Genomic DNA, 20,477 nt, shown 5'->3' with positions numbered 1-20,477 from the left:
CAGCCAATTTCTTTAATGGATTTAAAACCGACAAACGAGATGACACATAAAACCCTTATCAAAATATCGTTGCTGCTCGTACTCATGCTGACCGGTCCCCTGTCGGCCGCGTACGCGCAGAAAGGCGCGGCCATGAAGGGCATGGTCCGCGACGAGTTCGGCAAGCCGCTGGTCGGTGTCGCCATTCGCTCGGCCAACGGAAACAACCGCTCCGTCACGCAGAAAGACGGATCGTACTCGATCGACGTCAACGACGGCAGCGACCGGGTCGTATTCTCCTATTTGGGATATGCCGACCAAAGCGTTCCCTACCGGAAAGGCGCCGACGTCGACGTGAAGATGCTCGCCGACGGGCACTACGGCGACCAGACCATCCATATGGGCTATACCGACCAGAAGCTCAAGGACGTATCGGGCGCCGTCTCGGTCGTCACGGGCGACGAGTTGCGCAAAAGCCCGGTAGCCAGCCTGTCTCAGGCGCTGACCGGCCGCCTGACGGGCCTCTATCTGGACGAGTACCAGTCCGAGCCTACGCGCGAGAAACTCTACGCAATAGGACGCGGACTCCACACCCAGAACTACAACACGACGCCGCTGGTAGTCATCGACGGCATTCCGTGCTCGTATAACGCCAACGAATCCTATCAGTACATCAACGCGAACGAGATCGAGACGGTCACTTTCCTCAAAGACGCCTCGACGGCAGCCTTGTACGGCATTCAGGGCGCCAACGGCGTACTGGTCATCACGACCAAGCGCGGGCAGCCCGGCCGCACCAAGATCGAGGCCAGCTTCGACCAGTCGTTCCAGCAATGGATCACCCATCCGCGCATTTACAGCTCGTGGGAATACGCCACGATGCGCCGGCAAGCCGCCATCAACGACGGCCTGAGCGGCGACCGGCTCCCCTTCACCGAGGAGCAGATCGCCCAGTTCAAGTCGGGCGAGAACCGCGAGCTGTACCCCGACAACGACTGGTACCACATGTTCATGAAAAGACTTTCGTCGCAGCAGCGCGTCAATGTCAACGTATCGGGCGGAAACGACAACGTCCGCTTCTTCTCGAACGTCAGCTTCCTGCATCAGGGCAGCTGGTTCAAGACCGAGAACGAGGAATACAAGTCCAACCCGAACTTCACGTGGTTCAACTACCGCACGAACGTGGACGTCAAGCTGAACAAGTACCTGAGCGGCTATGTCAATCTGAGCGGCAACATCCGCCGCGAGCGGACGCCCGATAACGCGACCTACTCGCTGTACGGCATCTACCAGAGCCTGTTCATCGTTCCGCCGACGACGCCCGGTCCTCTGACGCCCGACGGAAAGGTCGTCGTGACGCAGGATTACGACTTTCCCGCCTACGGACGCCTGAACCGGGCCGGATTCACGCGGACGACCGTCACGAACATCAACTCGCAGGTCGGACTGAATCTGGACATGAGCTTTCTGACCAAGGGACTCTCGCTGAGCGGCGTATTCGCCTACCAGACCAATGCCAACGGCTATCACATCACGACGCAAAGCTACGAGAAATACCGGCGGACGGATGACTACGACGTGCTCGAGTTCGTCCGCAAAGGAAGCGACATCGACACTCCCCTGTCCGTCGGCAAGGGAAGTACCGAGTACTACCATCTGGACGGCATCGTCCATTTGGACTACGCCCGCCGGTTCGGACGGCACAGCGTCAGCGCGATGGGATACATGCTTTACCAGAGCCTCTCGCAGCAATACACCGGAAGCGGAGCCAACAACCTGAATTACAAAAGACTCCACTCCGGATTCCAAGCCACTTACGGATACGACGACCGCTATCTGGTGAAGTTCGACCTGGGCTATTCGGGTTCCGACCAGTTCGCCCGCGACCACCGCTTCATGGCTACTCCTTCCGTATCGGGCGCATGGGTCGCCTCGAACGAGGCCTTTCTGCGCGACTCGCGCTGGCTCACGCTGCTCAAAATCAGAGCCTCCTACGGCAAAACCGCCAACGACCTGCTCGACTCTCAGCGCTTCTCCTACATGGACGACGTGCGGCAGGTGCGCGGAGGAACCGTGACCGCTTACCGCTACGTGCTTCAGGAGGGTCTGATCGGCAACCCGCTGTTCGAGGCCGAGGTATCGAAGAAGCAGAACTACGGCATCGACATCGGGCTGTTCAACTCGCTGACCCTCTCGCTCGACTACTTCAAGGAACGGATGGACAACATGGTCGTTCAGGCCGTCGCCCGCATTCCCGCCTATCAGGGCGTACCGCTGGGCAACTACCCCAAGACGAATGTCGGCAAGTTCGAGAATCACGGCGTAGACCTTTCGCTCGGCTTCACCAAGCAGATCAACAAGGACTGGCGCGTATTCGCCTACGGCACGTTCACATGGGCCGACAACAAGGTGATCGACGTAGCCGAGGCGATCAAGGACGAGGGCTACGTATACCGCCACCGAACGGAAGGATTCCCCGTGGGCACCCAGTTCGGATACGTCACCGACGGCTACTACAACACGCAGGAGGAGCTGGACGCGGCACCCGAGCACTCGTTCGGCACTCCCCGCTTGGGCGACCTGAAGTACGTCGACCTGAACGAGGACGGCCGGATCACCGAAGCCGACCAAGTCCCCCTGAACAAAGGCTGGATGCCCAAGATACAGTACTCCTTCTCGGCCGGCTTCACATACCGGTCATGGGATTTCAGCGTGCTGTTCCAAGGACAGGGCCAGTGCAACTCGGTCAAAAGCGGCGTCGGCATCTACGAGAACAATTATTCGGGCATCTACGGCGCCCGCCACTGGAACGCATGGACATGGGAACGGGTGGCCAACGGCGAGCCGATCTCGGGGCCTGCCCTCTCGATGAACACCAGCACCAGCCACCAGCCCAGCGACTATTATCTCTACGATTTGGCATTCCTCCGACTGAAGAACGTGATGATCTCGTACACGCTGCCGGCCCGGATTTCACGAGCCATCTCAGCGGAAAAAGTCCGTATCTACCTGAGCGGACAGAACCTCTGGACATGGGACCGCATGAAATCGGGCGACTTCGGACCGGAAAGCAACTATTGGGACTTCCCCGCCTACCGGACCTACAACATCGGCATCAACGTCGTATTCTGACAGGAGGACTCTATTCTAATCTAACCGAAGGAAACAATCACTATGAAAAAATACGTCATCATTTTAGCCGCAGCCGTCCTCGGACTCGTATTTTCCTGCAACGACAAGCTGGACCTGACTACCGACGGACGCATATCGAGAGGGGAAATATTCCAGGACCGATATAAAATCATGGGGTGGCTCAACGGTTGCTACAACTATTGCCCGGGCGTCAGCCTGACCCGCGCGGGGTACACTGACGAGACGCACCACTCCGACGCGGGAACGTCCAACGGACAGAACTACTACAACTTCTATCAGGGCTCTACCTCGTCAAGCAACTGGTACGGTCCCGACAATCCGTGGGAGTCCTTGTTCCAAGGCATCCGCAAGTGCAACATTTTCATTACCGGCATGCAGGTCAACACGCTGCCCGGCAACGTAACTCAGAAAGACAAGGAGCAATGGATGGGCGAAGCCTATACGATGCGTGCGCTGTACTACTGGCAGCTGGTCAAGCGCTACGGAGGCGTCCCGATCATCAAGGAGGAGCTGGGCGTCGATCACGACTTCTCGTCCGACCGTCGCGCCACGTTCAACGAGTGCGTGGAGTTCATCATCGAGGACTGCCGCGCGGCGCTCGAATCCCCGGCCAGCTCCTTTCCGTGGACGGCCGATCAGGGCGACAACAACGTGACGCGCGGCATGGCTTACGCGATCATGTCCGAAGCGGTGCTGTACGCTGCTAGCCCGAAGTGGTCCGACGGAACGTTCTCTTGGGAAGACGCGGCGAAAATCACCGGCGAAGCGGTCGACGCCTGCATGAACGAAGGCGGATACGTACTGTATAAGACCGCTCCGGCAGCCGACGTGGCCCAGAATGCCTACGCCTATTTCCACATTCTGCTCTCCGACGCTTCCCGTTCGACGGATAAGGAAACGATCTACGGCTACGGAGGCCGTCAGTCCGTTTGGCGAGATGCGGGACTTCCGTCGAACGACCGCATGTCGACCGCCGGTCCCTGCCCTACGCAGGAGCAGGTCGACGCCTACGAGTTCGTCGCTCCCGACGGGGAAAGCTATCCCGTACTGGATCTGAACACGCCGTACATCGGCGGCGACCATACCAAGCCCAACTATAACCAGCAGGCCCTCGCCGCAGGCTACGACCCTCAGGACCCCTATGCGAGCCTCGATCCGCGTTTCTACGCCTCGATCTACTACAACGGCGCGCAACGCAATCTGGACGGTACGGGCAACCGGGTCGAAACGTTCGTCGGAGGCCGCGAAGGGCTGACTCTCAACATCGACCGGACGCACACCCGCACGGGTTACTACATGCGCAAGTTCAACAACTGGAAATCGAGCCATGACAACAGCGCCGACGGAGCCGTGCGCGTATTCCGGCTGGCGGAGCTGCTTTTGAACCATGCGGAAGCCTCCAACGAAGCCTATGGTCCCGACCAGAATCCCGACAACCGGATGACGGCTCTCGAGGCGATCAACGAAGTGCGTAGCCGCGCCGGCATGCCCTTGCTCGACATCGCTTCTCAGGACGAATTCCGCCTTCGCTGCCGCAACGAGCGACGCGTCGAGCTGGCTTTCGAGGAACACCGCTATTGGGACGTACGCCGCTGGGGTATTCTGGGCGAAACCGACCGGACCGTCACCGGCATGCGGATCACCAAGGAAGGCAACCGATTCACCTACACCCGATTCAAGGTAGGCGACCGTGCCTGCGGAGCCGACAAGTTCAATCTCTATCCCCTTCCGCAGAGCGAAGTGAACAAAGCCAATAACAATACCGGCGTTCAGTGGCAGAACCCGGGTTGGGAACAATAGCCGATTTTTCGCCTTGCTCTATACTATAAACCTATTTAACAAGATTATGTAATAAAAATTCTGCCAATTTGTTAGTTCATGTTATTTTCAGAAAACGGCGGCCCTTCCCGGCCGCCGTTTTCCGTTTGGTACATACCGCTTCCGTCGTCAGCAAAATCGCTTTCCCGACCGTTCGTAACTCCGTGACCGGCCGGGCGGCGTCGAGAAGGTGCTGACGCTGAACCTGACGGCCGACGAGAAGGCGCTGTTCGAAAGCAATCGCTTCTCTGCCCGCCTCGACCGGCGACCAAACGCCTCGCGTCGAAACCCGTGTTCACCTCAAGATGACGGCAATCCGACTACGATCGGGACCGGCCAGACGATCCCATGCCCCGCAACCGAAGCGACCGCACACGCCCCCTACGTCAACCATGCGATTGACGGCACGACGGCGGCCAGACGGCTCCGACGACGCTTACGGGCATAAGGACGGTCACGACGCCGACGGCCACGCCCCGAAGCTGCTTCCCAACAAATCGTATTCCATAGCTTCTTAAATAGTTTTCCACGGCGTACCATAGAATGCCTTAGCAGCCTGCGGTTTCACGGGCTATCCATATAAGAGCCGACATGCCCGCGCATCTGTGACATGCCAGATCATCGTCCACACGTCGCAGACCGGTCCTGTGCCGGGCATCCCCGCTCACGCTCCGTAAGGCTTTCCCGTCGACGGACGCCGGCCCCTCGCCCTTCACGGGCCCTGCTTTTCGGCTCCGTACATCCTTTCCCCCGACAAGTACCGTTCCCCGGAACATCCCCGTTCCACCTCCGGTCCCGCGTCCGAGCCTGTTCTCCGATACGTATCCGGATCGTCTCTCCCGCAAAATCCATTCGGGAACCGGGCAAGGAACTCCAGCCCGCTCAGAGGCTACGATTCTCCCCCCTTACAAAGAAAAGCCGGACGAAGGGAAATCCCCCGTCCGGCTTTATTCCGATCCGGCGTCCTTAGAGCGCCTTGATCTCGTGCAGGATGTTGTTGGTCTTGCGAACGGCCTCGGCGCTCTTTTCGAACAGCGCCTTCTCGTCGGCCGTCAGGTTCAGCGTCAGCACCTTCTCGACGCCGCCCCGGCCTATCACGGCCGGAACGCCGATGCAGATGTCGTTCTGACCGTACTCGCCTTCCAGATACGTGCACGACGGCACCACCTTCTTCTGGTCACGGATGATCGACTCCACTACATAAGCGGCTGCTGCGCCCGGTGCGTACCAGGCCGACGTGCCCAGCAGCTTGGTCAGCGTCGCTCCGCCCACCATCGTGTCGGCAACGACCTTCTCGACCTCTTCCTTGCTCAGCAGTTCGGTTACCGGAATGCCTTTGTAGGTAGCCTTCGAATAGAGCGGAATCATCGTCGTGTCGCCGTGACCGCCGATCACCATGCCCTCGATCTCGTTCGAGTTGGCTTTCAGCGCCTTGCTCAGATAACACTTGAAGCGGGCCGAGTCGAGCGCACCGCCCATGCCGAAGATCTGATTCTTCGGAAGTCCGCTCTTCTTCAGCGCCAGATAGGTCATCGTGTCCATCGGATTGCTGATCATCAGGATGACCGCTTTCGGGGAATACTTCAGGATATTGCCCACGACCGAAGCGACGATGCCGGCATTCACGCCGATCAGTTCCTCGCGCGTCATGCCCGGCTTACGAGGCATGCCCGAAGTCACGACCACGACGTCGGAATCCGCCGTAGCGGCATAATCGTTCGTCACGCCGGTCAGCTTCGTATCGAAGTCCATTAGCGTAGCGGTCTGGAAAATATCCAGCATCTTGCCTTCCGAAACGCCTTCCTTGATATCGAGGAGAACCAGCTCGTCGGCAATCTCCCGCGTCGCGATCACATTGGCACAGGTCGCACCCACGTTACCTGCACCCACTACTGTAACTTTGCTCATGATTCTGTATGTTTTTTAAGTAATACCTTGGATAATCGCTGACTTTCTCCGGAGCGGACGCCGCGCGTCGGCACCGCACCCTACCCGATCAGTTTCGCATAATCGTCGGCCGACAGCAATACGCCGAGCTCGGAGGGATCGCTCATGCGGATTTTGACGATCCAGCCTTCTCCGTACGGATCGGCATTCACCCGATCGGGAGCGTCGTTCAGGCTCTCGTTGAACTCGAGCACCTCGCCGCCGACGGGCAGAAAAGCGTCCGACACGGTCTTCACCGCCTCGATCGTTCCGAAAACGTCGTTCTGCGCCAGCGTCTCGCCCACCGTCGTCACGTCGACGAAAACGATATCGCCCAACTGACTCTGCGCGAAGTCGGTGATTCCGACATACGCCTCGTCGCCTTCCACGCGAATCCACTCGTGGTCTTTCGAATACTTCAAATGATCAGGTACGTTCATACGAATAATGGCTTTTGGATTTGAAAACCCGTTGTTTCGGAACCCAAAGGTAGCACATTTTTGCGGAATCGCGAAACGAACTGTGAATTATTTAACACAAAAACTCAGCGGCACGCATCCGCCTCTTTTTCCCACGCGATCCGAAGCAGCACGGGATCGTGATCGCTCGACCGGAACCCGAGCGGAAGCGTTTCTACCGAAAGTACGCGGATGCCGCCGGAGAGAAGGAAAAAGTCGGTCAACGTCGTCGTCGGACGCTCCATACTGGCCCGGCTCGGGACATAGGGCCGGTCCAGATAGCGCAGCGTCGGCCTTGCCGGATCGTACGCGAAACGGAAGCCCGGCCCGATCAGCGACGAGTCGACCGCCTGAGGGACGAAAAAGCGGTTCGACAGTTCTTCCTCGGAAGGCTCGTAGCCGGGCGGATACTGATTCCAGTCGCCTCCCGTCACGGAGCGAACGCCCCGGAGAGAGGCCGCGCGCAGCAGCTCTCCCAGAAAGCGCATCTCGTCGGAACGCATGCCGCCCGTGTCGTAAGCCGTGTTATGCGTGTTGCCGATCCATACCGTATCGCCGCCACGCGTAACGAACTCGGCCTCGAGCAGGCAACGCTTCAGATTGAACAACCGTACAGGAAACCCGAAAGCGGACGGATAGCCGTAGCGAACCGTCGAGACGGGAGCATAGCGCGAAAGCGTCACGACTCCTGCCTGTACGCGCCCCAGCGGAGCCCGCAGCGGAACGGGGACCCAACATACCTTATAATTGTACGCGAAAGCGAGCGTATAGCCGGGGAACGCCGCCCGCAACGTATCGACCTCGCGGATGCGGTAGCTGCGGCGCGAATCGAGATCGACCTCCTGCAGCAACGCTATGTCGGGATTCACCCGGGAGATCGTCTCGACGATTTCCTTCAGGTTCCGGGCCGTTCGCTCGCGGCTGTCGCGCACGCGCCGGCCGCCGTCGTAGAAAAAGTCCATGTTGTCGCCTAGTCCCGCATAACCGATGTTCCACGACAGGATCGTCAGCGTATCGGGCAACGGCACGATCTCTCCCTCCGGGCAGCAGATTGTCGTTTCCCGCTCCCCGGGCCGGTATTCGACCGCCCACGACACGGCGATGAAAAGGGCGACCGCCGCTGCAAGCAGGGCCGTTCCGATTCCCACCGCACGGAATATCTTTCGGAGTATCATTCGTTTTTTGAGTTTCATGCGAGCGCATTCCCGCGAAAGAGTCTCCGCCGCACTCGGTCCCGCGACCTGCCGCCGGACCTTCGCATGCCGCGCAGGAGCATTTCCCCTGCAACCGGCAAAAACCCAACCGGGCACGTTCCCTCCATGTCTCGGCGCCGCCTCGCCCGGCGCACTCGGCCCGTCTTCGCTCTACCGATTCGGAACGTCGCACTCGGGCGGCATTTCCACGCCCAGCCGACGGCATACCTTCTCGACGATCGCCTCGGGCGGAATACCGCTCATGCAGGCATAGGTTCCGTACAAGCAGGGTTTATTGCCGTACACCGAACAGGGACGGCACGCCATATCGAGCTGCACCGCCAAGGACGGGTCCTGCCCGAAACCGTAAAATCCCGCGAAAGGATGCGTCGCCCCCCAGACCGATACGACCGGTACGCCGACCAGCGACGACATGTGCAATGCCGAAGAATCCATGCTTACCATCAGGTCCAGGTTCGAGATCAGTTCCATTTCCTCGCCCAAACGGACCCGCCCGATCGCCGAAACGACATTCTCGCGAAGCGCGGCGACCCTCTCGGCATAAGCCTGCTCCGACGCGCCGCCTCCGAACACGAAAACCTTCGTTCCCGGAATTTCAGACAACCGGACGATCACGCGCTCCATCATCTCGGGCGGATAGATCTTGCCTCGGTGCTGAGCGAAGGGCGACACGCCGATCCACCGCTTCTCCCGGGCGCCCGCCAGTTCCCGGACGGTCTCGCTCATCGGATAGCGTATCCTCTCCGGCAGCGGAACCGGCGGCAGATCGAAGCCCAGCTTCAGAAACACATCCCGGTAACGCTCGACCGTCGTTTTCAGCTGAACCTTGATTTTTTTTTCCGGCGCGGTCAGAGCCTTCTTCTCCTTCTGCCCCTTATTTATATAGGCCACCCTCGATCCTTTGAGGCGCATCAGCTTGCGCAGTCCCTTGCTCCGAAGCACGTCGTGCAAGTCGGCGACCAGATCGAAACGCCCCAAATCGCGGCTCATCGTCCATATCCCCTTCACCCCCTTGTGCCGCCCCTTCAGGTCGGGAGCGAAAAAGGAGACGTCCGCCACCTCCCGGAAGAAAGGTTGCAGAAACTTGGTCGTCAGCACGGTGATCTTTATTTCGGGATACTGCCGGCGCAACAAAGCCAGCACGGGCACGGTCATAGCCACGTCGCCCATGGCGGACAACCGGATAACGAGTAAGCTGAGCGGAGCGGCACGACCGACAATTGCCATATCGGGGCCGGTTATTTGGACGCGTACAAGACAGGGTTAAGCTCCGGGTCGTTGTACATTTTCATCTGCTTGTACACCTTCATGTACTTGCGCCCGGCAGCGATGTCATCGAGCAGCGCGTCGATCGCGCCCGACAGGTCGACCTGTTGCTGGCGCAGCACGTCCAGCTTGCGCCCGCACTCCTCTATATGCTTCTGCGACACGTCCTCGCGCCGCACCTCCTGCTCCATATGGTAAATTTTCAGCGCGAGGATCGACAGCCGGTCGATCGCCCACGCCGGGCTCTCGGTATTGACCGTCGCGTCAGCAGCTACCCGAACGTCCTTGTACAGATCGAGAAAATAGCTGTCGATGTACTCCACCATATCGGTCCGCTCCTGATTCGAGCGGTCGATGCGGCGCTTGATTTTCAGCGCCTCGACCGGATCGATATTCGGATCGCGGATGATATCCTCCAGATGCCACTGCACCGTATCGATCCAGTTTTTCAGATACAATAAATACTCGATCGAGCCGTTCGCATAAGGATTTCGGACCGGAGCATCCACGTCGTCGCAACGGTGGTAGTCGTCGATGACCTGTGCGAAGATCCGGTTGCTTTTCGAGGTAAACATGATCATTTGGACGTTGGATTATATGACAAAGCTAAAGATTTTTGCGCAAATTGCAAGAAAATATTAATTTTGTAACGGCTCGTACCGCCGGCCCGCGTCCGGCGAAGCGCGCAGACCGACCCGCGGAGCCGCACGCTTCGCCGGTCATTTCAGCAACATTCACCCGAAAAGCGCCGAAACTATGAATCCGAACCGAATCGTCCCGCTGCTGATCGCCGCCGTGCTGAACGTCGCCACTCTGCTCGGGCAGCAGAAACTGTCGCGCGAGGAGTATATCCGCCGCTACAAAGGACTCGCCGTCGAGGAGATGGACATCTACGGCATCCCGGCCAGCATCAAAATGGCACAGGCGCTTCTCGAATCGGACAACGGCAACGGCCGGCTCGCCCGCGAAGCGAACAATCATTTCGGCATCAAATGCAAGAGCACATGGACCGGCGCCACGATCTCGCACGACGACGACGCGGCGGGCGAATGCTTTCGCAAGTACGCCTCCGCCGAAGACTCCTATCGCGACCACTCCGAGTTTCTGGACCGTTCCGAACGCTATCAGGACCTGTTCAAGCTCGACCCGCTGGACTATAAAGGATGGGCCTACGGGCTCAAGCAGGCCGGCTATGCGACCAATCCCCAATACGCCGAGCTGCTGATCAAGATCATCGAGGACAACCGTCTGTACCTGCTCGACGAAGGACGCGACATCGATCCGCAGATCATGGGCAATCGGCCCGACAAGCAGGCGCTGATCGCCGAGGAGATACCGCACGCCGCGCCCGCCGACATCGTGGATATCGACAATTATTCCGTTTCGGTGCAGGGCCGCAAGGGAGGCCACACGGTTTACCAGAACAACGGCAGCCAGTTCGTCGTGCTCCGCGAGGGCGAAACGCTTTCGTCCGTTGCGGTCGAATTCGGACTGAGCGAGAAAAAGCTGGCCAAGTACAACGACTTCGATGCCGGCACGCAGCCCCGTCCCGGCGATATGGTCTACATCCGGGCGAAAAACAAGCGCAGCCAGAACGGCAAGCTGATCCACATCGCCAAGGACGGCGAGACGCTTCACGGCATCTCGCAGATGTACGGCATCCGGCTGAAGAACCTCTGCTCGATCAACCGCCGCAGCCGCGACTCGCAGGTAAGCGCGGGACAGCAGATACGGCTCATGTAGAGGCTGCGCAGGCAGTACGATTCAAAAAGACCAGACACTCAGATAATAAAAAACACTCATTAACCAATCGAAAAGACCATGGACGGTGACCCCGGCAGTATACGAGGCAACCTGATCGAGAAACTGAGCCAGAAAGCATCGCTGAGCCAGAAAGTGTTCGACAACACGTTCTCGGTTTTCGGCCGCCTGAAAGAAGTGCTGCATGAAATGTCGTCGGAAATCGACGACGCCCTCGAGGAGGAAGGAAAGGACGAAGTGAAGATCGAGTACCGCGACCGGGGCAAGTTCGAGGCCCAGCTGCAGATTGCGGAAGACATCCTGATTTTCAGCATGCACTCGAACGTCTTCGAGTTCAACCGCGAGCACATCATCTGGCAGAACTCCTATGTCCGCGACAACCGGGACAACTCCTACTGCGGCATCATCAACATATACAACTTTCTCTCGGATTCGTTCAAATACAACCGCAGCGCCGACGAGGGATACCTGATCGGCCGGATTTTCGTCAACCGCGAAATGCAGTATTTCGTCGAGGGCAAGCGTCAGATCAGCATGAGGCACAACAATTTCGGCACCCAGCGAATCGACCGCGACGCGCTGCTCAACATCGTCGAGACCGCCATCGACTATACGATCGACTTCGACCTGCTCGTTCCGCCGTACGATGCCGTCAAGATCGTATCGGTCGATCAGCTCAACACGAAAATCGAGAACTCGAAGATACAGACGGGCAAGCGCCTCGGCTATAAATTCTGTTCGGACGACATTTAGACGATCTCCGGTTCGGAGCGAGTTCCGCAACCGAGCCGAACCCGCTCCGAACTTTCGATATCCCCGGCTATGAAACAGGTAAAATACTCTTTCGGCGGAGCGATCGACCGTTTTCGCCCGTTCTTTTTCGCCGCAGCGCTCTGTCTGACGACTTCGCTCGGCGCCCAATCCCCGTTCCCGGACGAGGGTATGCCCGAAACGGACTTCCGTCCGATTTTCGACGGCCGCACGCTCGACGGCTGGACCTACGACCCCGTCTATTGGAGAGTCGAGGAGGGCTGCATCGTCGGCGAAGTGACGCCCGAAACGTTGCTGGAACGGAACTCCTTCATCATCTGGCGCGGAGACGCTCCCGCCGATTTCGAGCTGAAGATGGAGTATCGGGTTTCGGCCGAAGGCAACAGCGGCATCAACTATCGCAGCAGCGAGGTGCCCGGCGTGCCCGATGCGCTGCGCGGTTATCAGCTCGACATCGACGGCCAGGGCGAATGGACCGGACAAAACTACGAGGAGCGGGGCCGCACCTTCCTCGCGCTGCGCGGGCAGGTAAGCTGCGTGGAAACGGGCAAAAAGCCTTACGTCGTCGGCTCGACGGGCGATAAAGCCGAATTGTTTTCACAAATCGACCGCGACGGATGGAACGAGTGCCACGTAATCGCCCGGGGCCATACGCTGATCCATCTGATCAACGGCCATGTGATGAGTGTCGTCGTGGACGACGACCCGCAGGAACGTACTTCCGAAGGACTGATCGGCATGCAGGTACACGTCGGACCGCCGATGAAGATCGAGTTCCGGAATATCCGACTGAAGACGGATCGCAAGGAAGTTTCCGGGCGATAGCCTTATTGCGCCATCGGATTTTCCGCAAAACCGCATGCTTAGCGGTTGTTTACAGCGGGCTGTCTGCTCAGACCCGTTGTCGTCCGACATACGGGAAAAGTCGGACGGCCCGACAACCTCTGCCGGCTCCGCATTCCGCAATTTCGTCCTCGACCGGGCCTCGTATGACGAAACGCATGGCACGGAACATACGGATGCCGATAGCTCTCGCCGCCGCCCAGCAGTTCGTCGAGCAAATACCCACAAACAAAAGCCGCGTCGGAACCGATCCGCACGAACTCCGAAACGGAATCGACCGCGTCCTCAAAATACGCGAAACGCTACGTACCGGCATGTCGCGCCTTCATTACGAATTTTACGTCCCTAATTTGAACGGGAAAGGGGAAGCGTGATAATCCGCAGGCGATCCGCCTGTCCTTTTCTCGGACCGTGCACTCTCCCGATACAGCCGACGCAACGGCCCGTGCGAACGATCCCGTTCCGCCCGTCGGCAGCCGCATCCGTTTCGGGACGACACTTCGCACCAGCGCATGGATATCCCCAAGCCATACCGAACGCGCACCTTCGACATGCTCATCCGGAACGAGACGGCCGCCTCGTCAGAAGACCGCGAAACGGACACGGCACTCCGGATATTATCCCCATGCCGGCCCCTATCGGCTGCGCTCCGCAGCACCGAATCCCTCCCAAACAACCGAGGGACGAATCGACGACTGACTGAAAAACTGCCGGCATATTGGAAACGACCCGGCACGGCATCCGGCAAAGATGCGGAACGGAGCGCCGGAATGCCCCTATTCTCCAACGGCGCTTTTCTCACCGCGATCCGTGCGACAACGGGGGACGTCTCTAACTTCCGACAGCAGCCGGTACCGAAAACCCCTTCCGCAACGTCTGCGTCGGACATTTCCGGTCCTTCGGCCATTCTACGGAGAGTCCGGCCGAAAACGGGACGATCACACTTCGTGCGACAAAGGCTTGGGAACAATCTCCGAAGCGTCGTAGTCGCCCCACACGCGGGCGATCTCGTCGAGCGTGGCGACGATCTGCTCCGGATCGGTCAGCGTGACCAGCTTCAGCCGGGTCGCCTTGAAATCGGGCAATCCTTTGAAATAGCACGACAGATGCCGTCTCATCTCCAGCACGCCCACCTTTTCGCCCTTGAATTCGAGCGATTTGGCCAGATGCAGCTTCGCCAACTCGACCCGCTCGCGCACCGAAGGCTGCTTCATCGGCACGCCGGTCGACAGAAACTGCCTGATCTCCCGGAATATCCATGGACGGCCATACGTCGCCCGACCGATCATCACGCCGTCCACGCCGTATCGCTCGAACGCCTCGGCCGCTTTCTCCCCCGAGTCGATATCGCCGTTGCCGACGATCGGAATCCTCATGCGCGGATTGCGCTTCACCTCGCCGATCAGCGTCCAGTCGGCCTCGCCCCGATACATTTGGGCGCGCGTGCGCCCGTGAATCGTCAGCGCGGCGATCCCCGCATCCTGCAGCCTCTCGGCGATCTCGACGATATTCCTAGAATCCTCGTCCCACCCCAGCCGCGTCTTGACCGTCACGGGCAGACGGACCGCCTCGACGATGCGGCGCGTCATCTCGACCATTTTCGGCACGTCGCGCATCATGCCGCTGCCGGCGCCGCGCCCGGCGATCTTGCGTACCGGGCAGCCGAAATTGATGTCGATCAGGTCGGGTCCGGCCGCCTCGGCCACACGGGCCGCCTCGACCATCGGTTCGATCTGATGGCCGTAAAGCTGAATGCCGACCGGCCGCTCGTAATCGTACAGACGGAGCTTGGCCACCGTCTTGGCCGCATCACGGATCAGCCCGTCGCACGAAATGAACTCCGTGTAGACCATATCGGCCCCGAACATCTTGCACACGTAACGGAACGACGGATCGGTCACGTCTTCCATCGGCGCGAGAAACAGAGGCTTGTCGCCCAAATCGATTCCGGCAATCTTCATCGGCGCAAAAGTACGAAAAAGATTCGTTCCCGCCGCATCCCGGCACGGAACGATACGCTTCTCGGTCCGTACCCGAACGGTATTCGCGAAGACTTTCCGACGCGGACAGATTCCGGACAAGATCGCCCGTACCGGGGAACCGTCCTCACGGTACTTGCGGACAAGCAGCTCCCTCTCGCCGCCGGCAGGGTCTGCAGACGCCCTCCACGACGGGACTTCGCGCTGAAAATGTAAAATATATTGCTTACATTTGCTCCGAATAGAGCAAACCAGATACAGAACATATCCCCGTAAGACAGCCATGAACATCGAGCAATTCCTCCAACAGCACGTTTCCCGCTGCATCGAGTCGCTTTACGGCGACACCGGCGGCGCCCCGGTCCAGATACAGAAGACCCGCAAGGAGTTCGAGGGCGACATGACCCTCGTCGTCTTCCCGCTGCTCAAGCTCAGCCGCAAGAGTCCCGAGGCTACGGCCGAGGAGATCGGCAGCGCTTTGGTCGGCGCGGTACCGGAAATCAGCGGCTACAACGTGGTCAAAGGCTTCCTGAACATTTCGCTCTCGCCCCGCTTCTGGGCCGAACGGCTGAACGAAATCCTCGGCACGCCCGGCTACGGCCGCCGTGCGGCCAACGGTCGCACGGTCATGGTCGAGTACTCCTCGCCGAACACGAACAAGCCGCTGCATTTGGGGCACGTGCGCAACAACCTGCTCGGCTACTCCGTGTCGCTGATACTCGAAGCGGCCGGCTACCGCGTCATCAAGGTCAACCTCGTGAACGACCGGGGTATTCACATCTGCAAGTCGATGCTCGCATGGCAGAAGTTCGGCCGGGGCGAGACGCCCGCCTCGTCGGGCAAGAAGGGCGATCACCTAGTAGGCGATTACTACGTCGCTTTCGACAAGGCCTACAAGGCCGAGGTGAAAGAGCTCACGGCCGCCGGCATGAGCGAGGAGGAGGCCAAGCGCGAGGCGCCGATCATGCGCGAGGCGCAGCAGATGCTCCGCCGGTGGGAAGCCAAGGACCCGGAGGTGTACTCGCTTTGGGAGACGATGAACGGCTGGGTTTACGAAGGCTTCGACAAGACTTACGAGGCGATGGGCGTCGGATTCGATAAGGTATACTACGAGTCGCAGACCTATCTGCTCGGCAAATCGATCGTCGAGGAGGGCCTCGCCAAAGGCGTGTTCTACCGCCGCGACGACGGATCGGTATGGTGCGATCTGACTTCCGACGGGCTCGACGAGAAACTGCTGCTGCGCGGTGACGGCACATCGGTCTACATGACGCAGGACCTGGGCACCGCGCTGACCCGCTTCCGCGAGGAGAAACTCGACGAGATGATCTACGTCGTGGGCAACGAGCAGAACTACCACTTTCAGGTACTCAAGCTGATCCTCGGCAAGCTGGGCTACGCGTGGGCCGACCACATCACCCACCTGTCGTACGGCATGGTCGAGCTGCCCGAGGGCAAAATGAAGTCGCGCGAGGGAACGGTCGTCGACGCCGACGACCTGATCGACGAAATGGTCCGCACGGCCCGCGAGATGTCGCAGGAACTGGGCAAGTTCGACGACATGAGCGAGCAGGAGACGGCCCTCATTTCGCGGACGGTGGGTCTCGGGGCGCTGAAGTATTTCATTCTGAAGGTCGATCCGCGCAAGACGATGCTGTTCGACCCGCGCGAATCGATCGACTTCAACGGCAACACGGGCCCGTTCATCCAGTATACGTATGCCCGGATCCGCTCGGTATTGCGCAAGGCGGCCGAACGCGGGATCGCCCCGGCCGAACGGTTGCATGACGGCATCGTCCTGTCGCCCGACGAGATTTCGCTCGTCAAGGCGCTGGCCGACTATCCCGCAACGGTAATTCAGGCTGCCGAGAACTTCTCGCCCGCCGTCATCGCGAACTATCTGTACGAGCTCTCCAAGCAGTACAACGGCTACTACCATGACATTCCGATCCTGCGCGAGAGCGATCCGACCGTGCAGGCCGTGCGTCTGAGGCTGTCGCAGACGGTAGCCGAAGTCATCGCCTCGGGAGCGGGCCTGCTCGGGATCAACGTACCGGAAAGGATGTAAGCGACGGGGACGGCACGGCGGCCTTCCGCAGACTCCGCCTCCCGTATTTCCCTTAAAGTAACCGCAGCCCTCGACCGGCGGCCGCAGGATTTCGCTCCGGATTCGGAGCCGGTTACGGAAAGTCCCCTTCGGATACGAGTTCCGTCGCAGAAACGGGCGGGTTCGTCTTGTCCGGAGTCCCGGAATCCGGCCCATGCCGCAAGGAAACCGGACGGAGGGAATCCTGCCCCGTTTCCGCAAGCAGGTATGTTTCCGTGCAAAGCGGGCAGACACCGCCAAAAGCGAAACGGCATGGAAACGACCGCCGCTAAGATGCATCGGCAGCGACCGCGTGAAACGGCAGAAAACACCGTAATACCGCAGAAGAGAGCCGAATCTCCGTCGGCAGCCCGTTCCGCGAAACCGGCCGCAAGCGAGTTGAAACCATAAAACGCCAGCAAGTGGGCATCGTCAAGCGCAACAGCATCACGATCACGATTCTCTCCTATTTGGGTATCGTCGTCGGGTACGTCAACAAAATTCTGCTGTTTCCGAACTTTCTGAGCGAGGAGCAGGTCGGGCTGGCCAATATTCTGGTCAGCATGGCGGTGATGTACGCCCAGTTTTCGGCTATGGGAATCAACTCGACGATCGTCAAGTTCTTCCCGTTTTTCCGCACGCCCGACAGACGGCATAACGGCTTTTTCTTCTGGACGGCCTTGGGCGTCAGCCTCGGTTTCGTGCTGTTCACGACGCTCTTTCTGATCTTCCGCGAGCCGGTCACGGAGTACTACGCCCAAAAGTCGCCGCTGCTGTCGAAATACTATCTGCTGCTGATTCCGCTGGGCTTCACGACGCTCTTTTTCAATTTCTTCACGGCCTGGTTGCAGGCCCTCTACAAGACCGTCGTCTCGTCGTTCGTCTACGAAGTCGCGCTGCGGCTGCTCGTCACGGCCGAAATTTCGCTCTACGCGCTCGGGGCGATCGACTTCGAGCAGTTCATCGTCGGATACGTGCTGATCTATTTCGTGCCGACGCTCGTACTGCTCGTCTACACGCTCTGGACCCGCCGGATCGACTTGCGTCCCGTATGGACGGGACGCACGCGCAGGCTGCTGTCTGTCGCCGCAGTTTACGGTCTCTGGCAGTACCTCGGAGGCACGTCGATGTACATCGTGCCGGTTATCGACCAGTCGATGCTGGCCGGCATGCGGGGACTCGCCCAGCAGGCCGTCTACTCGACGATGGCCTACATGGTGGCCGCCATGCTGACGCCCTACCGCTCGATGATCAAGGTCGCCACGCCGGTCGTCACGAACCTGTGGAAAGAGCGCGACATGGAAGGCATGCGCCGCATCTCGCGCGAGATGTCGCTCGTCAATCTGATCGTCGGCAGCTTTCTGTTCCTGCTGATTTGGGTCAACCTCGACAATATCTTCTCACTGATGCCGGGCAGCTACTCGGACGGGCGCTACGTCTTTCTGTTTCTGGGCCTCGCCCGCGTGATGGACATGTACTCGGGCCTCAACGGCACGATCCTCGTCACGTCGAAGAAATACCGCTACGACTTCACGTTCTCGCTGATGCTCGTCGCGCTGACGGTCGCGTCGAACGCGCTGCTGATCCCGCGCTGGGGCATGACAGGCGCGGCGCTTGCCACGATGATCACCGTGCTGGCCTACAACGCGATCCGGATCGCATCGGTCTGGAAATTCTACCGCATCCAGCCGTTCGCGCTCTCCGATCTGCTCGTCGTCGCGCTGGCGGCCGGATGTATCGGCGCGTCGGCCCTCGTTCCGCCGATGGGGCACTTCATCGCAGACGGTCTGATCCGCAGCGCGCTGGTCGCCGCGCTGTACGGCGGAGCGATCTATTCGTTGAAATTGTCGCCCGAAATCAATCGCACGATCGACCGCACCCTCTCCCGGTTGGGCATCCGCCTCGGTCGACGAGCCTGACGAGCCGGGACGGCTACGCCAGATCTGCCCTCGCCGATCCCGCTCGCAACAAGCTTCCTCTCTCCGCTTTCCGCATAGCCCCGACTCCGGTATCAACCGACCAGTAGTAAAGAGCACGTACAGGCCCGCAACCGCACCGAAACCCAACGGCGCATGGAGAACGGCCGCAACCCGGAAGCGGCATGACTTTTCACGAACCGCACGTCCGGCACAGGCCCGGGCCGCAATCTCGTCTCCGGCCCGGCCTGCCCAAACGCCCTCTATCGTATTTCCCACGTCTCCCCGCTGCGAAGCAGGTCGTCGACGCAATGGATGTTCGATTTCGCCCGGATCTCCTCCAACTGATCGACGATATTGTCGTCGTACGTATGATCGGGCACGTCGCGGATCACGCCCAGCGCGACCGGATAGTTCGGATAGCGCATATTCACGAGCATCATGTGCACGCCGGGGTTCGGCTCGTGCGCATTGTGAATCAGAATATCCTCTTCCGTCACGCCGCCCTCGCCTATGCGGACCACCATCAGCTTCATGCCGATCTGTACGAGTCCTTTGTCGCGGTTGCGTCCGAAGATCATCCGCTCGCCGTGACGCAGCGTGATCGTGTTCTCCTCGCGCACCTCCTTGTTCAGCGCGAAATCGGCATGCGTCTTATCGTTGAAGATAACGCAGTTCTGCAATATCTCCACGACCGAGGTCCCGTCGTGCTTCGCGGCGGCCACCAGACACTCCTGAGTCAGGTTCAGCTCGACGTCGATCGTGCGCGCGAAGAACGTGCCCCGCGCGCCGAGCACGAGCTCGCCCGGATTGAACGGGTGCTCGATCGTCCCGAACGGCGAGGTCTTCGTCACCTTGCCCAGCTTCGAGGTCGGCGAGTACTGCCCTTTGGTCAGTCCGTAGATCTCGTTGTTGAACAGCAGGATATTGATGTCGATATTGCGCCGCACGGCATGGATGAAATGATTCCCTCCGATCGCCAGCGCGTCGCCGTCGCCGGTCACCTGCCATACCGACAGCTTCGGATTGGCCACCTTGACGCCGGTAGCGATAGCCGGTGCCCGGCCATGAATCCCGTGAAAGCCGAACGTGTTCATATAGTACGGGAAGCGGGACGAACAGCCGATGCCCGACACGAAGGTAAACCGTTCGTGCTTGTAATGCAGCGCCTCGGCCACTTGGGGAAGCGCCCTGACGACCGACGTCAGGATCGCATGATTGCCGCATCCGGGACACCACTTGACCTCCTGATCGCTCTTGAAGTCGGCCGGCGAGTATTTGTACTTATCGTTCTTTTCGTTGTTCAT

The 20,477-nt window shown here is 59.6% G+C and carries 14 protein-coding genes; 7 read left to right on the top strand and 7 right to left on the bottom strand.

The features are described 5' to 3' along the window. The first annotated feature begins 39 nt into the window (after positions 1 to 39). Both NQ491_RS09425 and NQ491_RS09420 read left to right on the top strand, forming a co-directional pair. Positions 40 to 3,111, top strand: coding sequence for a SusC/RagA family TonB-linked outer membrane protein (locus NQ491_RS09425; protein ID WP_019245821.1), 3,072 nt, complete (start codon positions 40 to 42; stop codon positions 3,109 to 3,111). A gap of 42 nt (positions 3,112 to 3,153) precedes the next feature. Continuing rightward, positions 3,154 to 4,932, top strand: a complete 1,779-nt coding sequence (locus NQ491_RS09420; protein ID WP_019245822.1) for a RagB/SusD family nutrient uptake outer membrane protein — start codon at positions 3,154 to 3,156, stop codon at positions 4,930 to 4,932. Positions 4,933 to 5,916: 984 nt separating this feature from the next. On the opposite strand, the gene mdh is transcribed toward NQ491_RS09420, so the two are convergent. The 5 genes from mdh to NQ491_RS09395 form a co-directional block, all read right to left on the bottom strand. Beyond that, complete coding sequence (mdh, locus tag NQ491_RS09415; protein WP_026089634.1) at positions 5,917 to 6,858, bottom strand: malate dehydrogenase; 942 nt, start codon at positions 6,856 to 6,858, stop codon at positions 5,917 to 5,919. Between the two features lie 80 nt (positions 6,859 to 6,938). Beyond that, a complete protein-coding gene (gene gcvH, locus NQ491_RS09410; RefSeq protein WP_026089635.1) occupies positions 6,939 to 7,316 on the bottom strand; it encodes a glycine cleavage system protein GcvH in 378 nt (125 codons plus the stop codon). Between the two features lie 104 nt (positions 7,317 to 7,420). Continuing rightward, positions 7,421 to 8,509: an endonuclease/exonuclease/phosphatase family protein gene (locus NQ491_RS09405; RefSeq protein WP_259800659.1), complete on the bottom strand. Its 1,089-nt coding sequence runs from the start codon at positions 8,507 to 8,509 to the stop codon at positions 7,421 to 7,423. Between the two features lie 189 nt (positions 8,510 to 8,698). Beyond that, on the bottom strand, positions 8,699 to 9,775 hold the full coding sequence (locus NQ491_RS09400) for a glycosyltransferase family 9 protein (protein ID WP_034282989.1): 1,077 nt from the start codon (positions 9,773 to 9,775) through the stop codon (positions 8,699 to 8,701). An 11-nt stretch (positions 9,776 to 9,786) separates the two neighbouring features. Then, complete coding sequence (locus tag NQ491_RS09395) at positions 9,787 to 10,389, bottom strand: DUF4254 domain-containing protein (RefSeq protein WP_026089636.1); 603 nt, start codon at positions 10,387 to 10,389, stop codon at positions 9,787 to 9,789. Positions 10,390 to 10,570: 181 nt separating this feature from the next. Between NQ491_RS09395 and NQ491_RS09390 the strand changes: the two genes are divergently transcribed. From NQ491_RS09390 to NQ491_RS09380, 3 genes are all read left to right on the top strand, one after another. Further along, positions 10,571 to 11,557, top strand: coding sequence for a glucosaminidase domain-containing protein (locus NQ491_RS09390; RefSeq protein WP_026089637.1), 987 nt, complete (start codon positions 10,571 to 10,573; stop codon positions 11,555 to 11,557). 78 nt (positions 11,558 to 11,635) lie between these two features. Continuing rightward, positions 11,636 to 12,328, top strand: coding sequence for a hypothetical protein (locus tag NQ491_RS09385; RefSeq protein WP_019245829.1), 693 nt, complete (start codon positions 11,636 to 11,638; stop codon positions 12,326 to 12,328). 69 nt (positions 12,329 to 12,397) lie between these two features. Next, complete coding sequence (locus NQ491_RS09380) at positions 12,398 to 13,171, top strand: 3-keto-disaccharide hydrolase (RefSeq protein ID WP_019245830.1); 774 nt, start codon at positions 12,398 to 12,400, stop codon at positions 13,169 to 13,171. 956 nt (positions 13,172 to 14,127) lie between these two features. Here the strand turns inward: NQ491_RS09380 and dusB are convergent. Beyond that, the gene (gene dusB / locus NQ491_RS09375) at positions 14,128 to 15,150 is read right to left on the bottom strand and encodes a tRNA dihydrouridine synthase DusB (RefSeq protein ID WP_019245832.1); all 1,023 of its coding nucleotides are present in this window, start codon (positions 15,148 to 15,150) and stop codon (positions 14,128 to 14,130) included. Positions 15,151 to 15,451: 301 nt separating this feature from the next. On the opposite strand from dusB, the gene argS reads away from it, so the two are divergent. Together argS and NQ491_RS09365 are read left to right on the top strand one after the other, a co-directional pair. After that, positions 15,452 to 17,236 carry an arginine--tRNA ligase gene (gene argS, locus NQ491_RS09370; protein WP_019245833.1) on the top strand — a complete coding sequence of 595 codons (1,785 nt, stop codon included), beginning with the start codon at positions 15,452 to 15,454 and terminating at the stop codon, positions 17,234 to 17,236. 440 nt (positions 17,237 to 17,676) lie between these two features. Beyond that, positions 17,677 to 19,173 (top strand): lipopolysaccharide biosynthesis protein, encoded by a 1,497-nt coding sequence (locus tag NQ491_RS09365; RefSeq protein WP_019245835.1) that lies wholly within the window; start codon positions 17,677 to 17,679, stop codon positions 19,171 to 19,173. Between the two features lie 260 nt (positions 19,174 to 19,433). On the opposite strand, the gene NQ491_RS09360 is transcribed toward NQ491_RS09365, so the two are convergent. Next, positions 19,434 to 20,477 carry a 2-oxoacid:ferredoxin oxidoreductase subunit beta gene (locus tag NQ491_RS09360; protein ID WP_019245836.1) on the bottom strand — a complete coding sequence of 348 codons (1,044 nt, stop codon included), beginning with the start codon at positions 20,475 to 20,477 and terminating at the stop codon, positions 19,434 to 19,436.

Origin of the sequence: Alistipes ihumii AP11 (genome assembly GCF_025144665.1) — a bacterium.
GTDB classification, from domain to species: Bacteria; Bacteroidota; Bacteroidia; order Bacteroidales; family Rikenellaceae; genus Alistipes_A; species Alistipes_A ihumii.
This window is presented reverse-complemented; position numbering and strand designations above follow the sequence as displayed.